7 protein-coding genes and 1 pseudogene are annotated in these 5,505 nt (G+C 41.3%); 4 read left to right on the top strand and 4 right to left on the bottom strand.

The features are described from left to right. Nucleotides 1-73: 73 nt before the first annotated feature. Nucleotides 74-739, top strand: a pseudogene (locus DW56_RS05685) (hypothetical protein); the annotation flags it as partial. A gap of 47 nt (nt 740-786) precedes the next feature. Here the strand turns inward: DW56_RS05685 and DW56_RS22670 are convergent. Further along, a complete protein-coding gene (locus tag DW56_RS22670; RefSeq protein ID WP_000280683.1) occupies nt 787-1,113 on the bottom strand; it encodes a hypothetical protein in 327 nt (108 codons plus the stop codon). 743 nt (nt 1,114-1,856) lie between these two features. Between DW56_RS22670 and DW56_RS22830 the strand changes: the two genes are divergently transcribed. Beyond that, the gene (locus tag DW56_RS22830) at nt 1,857-2,396 is read left to right on the top strand and encodes a WYL domain-containing protein (protein ID WP_234409209.1); all 540 of its coding nucleotides are present in this window, start codon (nt 1,857-1,859) and stop codon (nt 2,394-2,396) included. A 61-nt stretch (nt 2,397-2,457) separates the two neighbouring features. After that, nucleotides 2,458-3,267: a DUF726 domain-containing protein gene (locus DW56_RS21355; RefSeq protein WP_029698132.1), complete on the top strand. Its 810-nt coding sequence runs from the start codon at nt 2,458-2,460 to the stop codon at nt 3,265-3,267. A gap of 618 nt (nt 3,268-3,885) precedes the next feature. Here DW56_RS21355 and DW56_RS05670 read toward each other — a convergent pair. The 3 genes from DW56_RS05670 to DW56_RS05660 form a co-directional block, all read right to left on the bottom strand. Continuing rightward, entirely contained in the window at nt 3,886-4,320 is a 435-nt protein-coding gene (locus DW56_RS05670) for a DUF2787 family protein (RefSeq protein ID WP_024553541.1), read from the bottom strand. A gap of 72 nt (nt 4,321-4,392) precedes the next feature. Next, entirely contained in the window at nt 4,393-4,926 is a 534-nt protein-coding gene (locus tag DW56_RS05665) for a hypothetical protein (RefSeq protein ID WP_000045627.1), read from the bottom strand. A gap of 25 nt (nt 4,927-4,951) precedes the next feature. Further along, nucleotides 4,952-5,323, bottom strand: coding sequence for a hypothetical protein (locus DW56_RS05660; protein ID WP_234409210.1), 372 nt, complete (start codon nt 5,321-5,323; stop codon nt 4,952-4,954). Nucleotides 5,324-5,431: 108 nt separating this feature from the next. Between DW56_RS05660 and DW56_RS21350 the strand changes: the two genes are divergently transcribed. Next, nucleotides 5,432-5,505, top strand: a 74-nt coding sequence (locus tag DW56_RS21350) for an IS1 family transposase (protein WP_016240675.1), incomplete at its 3' end; no start/stop codon positions are given.

The following is a 5,505-nucleotide window of genomic DNA, read 5'->3' as shown; positions in this document are numbered from 1 at the left end:
TTACCGCTCATGGGCACCTCTCTTTAAGCCATCTTAAATGACTCTGAGGTGTCTGTTAAACCCGTGGCGATTCAAACCTCCTGCCGATATTCCACGCAGTGACTATAACGACTATATGGTAGATCTTTACCTTAATCGTTTACCCGGTCAGACGTTATCCCGAAGTACGTTGATATCAACGCGTGAGATGTGGCTGTCGGAAAGCGATCTGGTATCCCGGGAACAGGATATCCGTCTTAATCTGGAATTCGATTTCAAACGCCAGCCCGTACAGCCCGCCATGAATGAAGGGCATTTACTGATGTCTTCCCGCCCATGGGATAATATGGAAGAGGCTCTGCAGCAACGCTCTCTTTTCGACGACTGGCGGCAAACGCATACACTGAAGACCCTGGCTGACTGGGATGACTGGTGTGATTTTCTCTATTGCCGGACGGTGTTTTCTGATATGAAACTAAAAGTCGGAAGCAAACGTAGTGATGATATTTTAGTCAGACTATTTCTCCGGGCGCTGACTCAGTGCCAATGGGGGCTTATGCTGAAAGATAAAAAAAGTTATTCCTGTAAAGAGGTTGCTGAATGGCTGACGTCAGAAGGCTATTCAGTAACGGTGACTGATGTAAAAAATGCGGTAAGAGCAAAAATACCCCAAATGAAATTTAGTTCTGTAACACCGCGAATGAAGTCACTGATGGATATCATAGCCCGTAAATATCCGACATTCTGTCTTCCAGTCTGATAACCGTTAAATCTCCCCAACTCCTTTAACAGAAGTTGGGGGCTTAATCACAGGCAATCGGCATCAAAACAGTGAAATAACTGCCGCGCGTCAGGATGGCCATTTACATGATAGATCCGCATGGCATGACAGGTGATACTCTGGAGATTAGCCGCCAGCCTTTTCCCCATATTCACCAGTATGCCGTGTGGTATTTTACTGCTTGTACTGTTTACTGTCAGAGTAAAACAATTTGTTTCAACGCTGACCTCAATAAAATCATTTCCAAATAATGTACCGACAACCTGCCTGATTGTTTCTTCATAATCTGTCAGATCAATGACATCACGCCATCTCGCATTTACGAGTTGATACTTTCTGATATGTAAATACATAGAACCACCTTTATGTTATTTCAACCAATATGATGTTCTCCGACATTATGAAAATATTAATCATCATTGTAATTGCTGATAACCTCTCTAACCTTCGGATCTTACGTTCCCCCCTGCCTCTCCGACTTGATGGCAAAAGTGCATGGTCAAATATGCAGCAAAAACAGGTCATGTACAGGTCAGGATGATAATTATCACCCTGAACGTAAAAATACACATGGACAGGATGAGTCCACATGTTATTCGATGATTCCAGCAATGTTTTAATATATTGATAATTAATGAGTTAATTTTTTTCTCCGTCACAGTAAAAGTGGACTCATCCTGTCCGTTACTTTACTGAAAATATCCTCTTCGCTGGCATTAACCGGATAAACGAATGGATAAGCACGATAAACTTGGATATCGACTCGGATTGATATTAACTCGCCTGAACAATGGTGAGTCACTAGCCGTCCGGGAGTTATCTGAGGAATTTAACGTTTGCGAAAAAAACTATCCGTCGTGATCTTACTCAGCGCCTGTCCTATCTTAATCTGATTCGACAAAATGGTCGTTATCGCCTGTCTGACGGTGTTCTCGGTCAACGCAGCAATGCTGATTTACGTCATTTCACGCGCATCCTGGGTATTGAAGGGCTGTTCCCTCGCTGGGATGACAGACTACTGAGTATTTTGTTAGGTAACACGAAAAACAACCCGTTTCTGATAAAACAACGTCCATACGAAAACTGCGGATCATTCATGTCAATTCTGAATGTATTATCCGATGCCATCCTGTCACAGAAGAAAGTAAATTTTAATTACAAAGATAAAGAGTTTCGGGCTGTTGAGCCATACAGACTGGTTAATGACAACGGATTGTGGTATCTCGCTGCCGCCCATGACAGTACATTAAAAAGCTTTGTTATCTCATCTGTCAAAGACGTTTGCATGAGTAATATCTCTTTCAGGATAATCCCCGAAATTAATGAAAAAATAGAAAAGACAGATGGTATCTGGTATAGCGAAGACCTTATCGAAATTCTCATTTCAGTTTCCGCACATGTTGCTCCGTGGTTTACCCACCGTCATCTATTGCCAGGACAGGAAATAATTCATACTTCCCGGTCTGGCGATTTACTGGTGATATCACGTGTAACACACACAGATCATATAATGCCTTTAATGAAATACTGGATACCGGATGTCGAAGTAATACAACCGGCCTCAATCCGTCAACAACTTGCTGAAGATATACAATCCGCACTGAAACGTTACACCCAGCCAAGTAACGCCCCGTAATGACACGGATAATATAATTTTCATTGAGTGCTATTTTTGTAAGCTAAAAAATGGAGTTACCATGAAAAAATGCCCGGTTCTTCTTGTTGTATCAGGGTTTCTGACCGAAAATGATATATCATGGTTTAACCGAATTAAAGCAGGGTGTGGCCTTGATGTCAGATACTATAAATGGGAATCAGCAAATCTACTATCCATATTAAGTTCTGACATAGCGAACAAGTGGGGGTTATATACTCTCTTCCCCCTGAGAACATCTCCTTTATTGTCATCAATCTCCATCCCATTTAAAGCGCGTCAGGCCTGGTATAATGCAACGAAAGCAGCAGTTAATAACAGAGAAAAATTAGCACACGTAATAAACGAGATATACGTTAAAGAAAAGCGTAATGTGATCATAATGGGTCATTCTTTAGGGACTCGATTAATAAACAATACATTACCCTATATTAAAAATGATAATATTCTCTTAACAATCTCTATGGCCGGAGCCACCCCAATAACAAGTTATACAGAGAACATAATGAAAATGGCTTACGGTTCAAAAATGGGGCATTTAAATATCTACAGTGAACATGATAAAGTACTTAACACGATATACCCTCTCGTTGAGTCAGTAACACCAATTGGGGTTCGGGAGGTGAGATTCAGACCTGCTCGGATAATCAACTGGAAGTGGAATGTTGGTCACACTGAATATATTACTTCAAACAGGATTGATTCATTAACACACTGGTTAAATGTTACCTGTGCCGATTTAGCTGATCCAGCCGTAGAAATCACTGACGACGACATGAAATCATTTCATGATATTATTAATCTTGCAAATTCAACACATCATAAAAACACTGTCGCACCTAAATTAATATAATTTGAGTAGTTAAAAAAGGTTGCATTATAACGGGAGTGTATATTTACTCCCGTTAAGTTTCATATTTTATAGTATTGATATGGATTCGATTAAAAATTTCGTCTAACTCGTTCCCTTATCAAACTTGCCAGCCTTACCCTTCCAGGTGAAATAGTTTCCGTTACAGTTTCAACTCTCAACAAATCACGCTGTCCGGTTCGGCGACTGACCGCGAAACGCTGACATATATCATTAACCGATACCGTATTACCGGTATACAGTTGAAGTAATATCCAGCACAGCCTTTCTGCGATCCTTTCACCGCGAGTTTTATACATCTGTAAAACCTTCAGTTATCGTCAACGATGACATAGTCCATCTCAAAACCCACATAACTGACTGTATTCATGAATATTTATTACCGGTGTAATACTGTCGTTGGGGTAATGGATTAACCGTTATCACCCTGCTACTGGAGAGTGCACCATAGGGGGCAAAAATCACGAGGGATCTAAGATCCCCCGTGTCTGTGCATGTTATGTGTATCGACCGGGAAAAGGGGGCATCATCCACATACAATGATGTGCTACACACGAAGAAGATGACAAAAACGCCCACGCTCTTCCTGTTCATAACGGGTCAACAACTTTCCTGAGTTACCGTTATCTGGTAAACATCCATAGCCAGATACTCCATAAAATTCCCCTCCCACAAAGACCAGAGTTCATTCCTCTCTGCTGCCAGTGAAATATCCCCAATCAGATAATGGAAGACGTAATGACCCGACCAGCAAAAATCTATTTCCTTTTCCAGTTCCGGGTAGACTCGTCCCATGTAACTAAAGTCTGTGACATAATCGAAATACCATTCGTTATCCTGACGGATGAATCGCATTTCAACCGGATGAAATCCGCCGGATTCTGCACTGTAGTCCGGATCACGGAAATTAATAACCACTGCCTCAGTTATTTTTTGTAAAACCTGATTTGCCAGAAGCGTAGTAATATGCTGCTGAAATTCTTTAGTAACAGGCAGAGTTAATCCTGCCTGTTTTAAGGCATATTGGGTTTGCATAATAAATTTTCCTTTAGAAAGTAAATAGTGGTGTGTGGTGATTTCTGGTTGTATAACAGTACAGGAAATAAATTAATCCTCTGTAATCTTTTCCTGGCTACTGATCGTATTAAGTTTATTCAACCGCTCCCTCCAGTCCGGGTATAATACATGAGTAAATAACTTCTCTGGATGTGCCTCCAGCAGACATATATCCGGGGAGCGTAAAACAGCAGCCAGAAAACCTGCATTGTTGGCGCTTGCCCCTTTGAATAGCGGCCTGAATACTCCGGATGAGAAGCCGGTAGCAGGTTGTGTTTCCAGAACAGTTGCAATCTTTGAAAGTGAGATCCAGTCCTTAGAGAACAACCCTCCACAGCCATTTGCCACCAGACGAAGATAAAGTTCATTATCCACCTCTGATATCGCCAGTTGCCATGTCAGCATACCACTTGCCTTAGGACTGATTTTTTCTGCCTGGCCTGTTTCAATGAGCAACTGATAGTCTTTTACATCAGATAATGTTTGTTCATCTGCACTGAGATTTTCATGAATAACCTCTGCCTCATTTTTAATCTCCTTCGAAACTGACTCAACATTATTTTTAACTAATTTTGATTTACTCATTTTGCGTTCCTGGTTTTGCTTGTGTTTAATAGCGTGATTCGGCCATAGAAATTAATAAATCAATACCCTTCAGAGGGCAATCGGGGTGAAATAACAGATAAATACCGTTCCCGTTATCTTCCGTAACAGAAAGCATCAGGTAATAGTCATCTGTCAGACGGACTACAAATTCTGGATTTGCAATTAACTGATGAATCACATTTAATACCTGCGCTTTAATATCTTCAGGTACATCATCGGGCTCGACATATATTAATGTCACCCCGACTTTATCCCAGAAACTCATTGCAGAGTATTCATCTTCAAATGGGAGTACCAGCTCTGTTTTCAACAGACTCATTACTGACTCCGGAAGAGATAGTGATGGCAGACTTTGCCAGTTAGCGATAAACTTCATTAATCAATCCTTATAAGTAAAAAAACCCGATACGATTAACGTATCGGGGTTTTGGTGATGCTGCCAACTTACTGATTTAGTGTATGATGGTGTTTTTGAGGTGCTCCAGTGGCTTCTGTTTCTATCAGCTGTCCCTCCTGTTCAGCTACTGACGGGGTGGTGCGTAACGGCAAAAGCACCGC

It is taken from the genome of Franconibacter helveticus LMG 23732, assembly GCF_000463115.2.
Taxonomy (GTDB): Bacteria; Pseudomonadota; Gammaproteobacteria; order Enterobacterales; family Enterobacteriaceae; genus Franconibacter; species Franconibacter helveticus.
The sequence above is the reverse complement of the archived record's forward strand: the minus strand, read 5'-3'. Positions and strand labels throughout refer to the sequence as shown.

Coding starts and splice junctions, on each gene's coding strand:
- DW56_RS22670 (WP_000280683.1), bottom strand. CDS start 1,113: ATGTATTTACATATCAGAAAGTATCAACTCGTAAATGCGAGATGGCGT.
- DW56_RS22830 (WP_234409209.1), top strand. CDS start 1,857: ATGTCAATTCTGAATGTATTATCCGATGCCATCCTGTCACAGAAGAAA.
- DW56_RS21355 (WP_029698132.1), top strand. CDS start 2,458: ATGAAAAAATGCCCGGTTCTTCTTGTTGTATCAGGGTTTCTGACCGAA.
- DW56_RS05670 (WP_024553541.1), bottom strand. CDS start 4,320: ATGCAAACCCAATATGCCTTAAAACAGGCAGGATTAACTCTGCCTGTT.
- DW56_RS05665 (WP_000045627.1), bottom strand. CDS start 4,926: ATGAGTAAATCAAAATTAGTTAAAAATAATGTTGAGTCAGTTTCGAAG.
- DW56_RS05660 (WP_234409210.1), bottom strand. CDS start 5,323: ATGAAGTTTATCGCTAACTGGCAAAGTCTGCCATCACTATCTCTTCCG.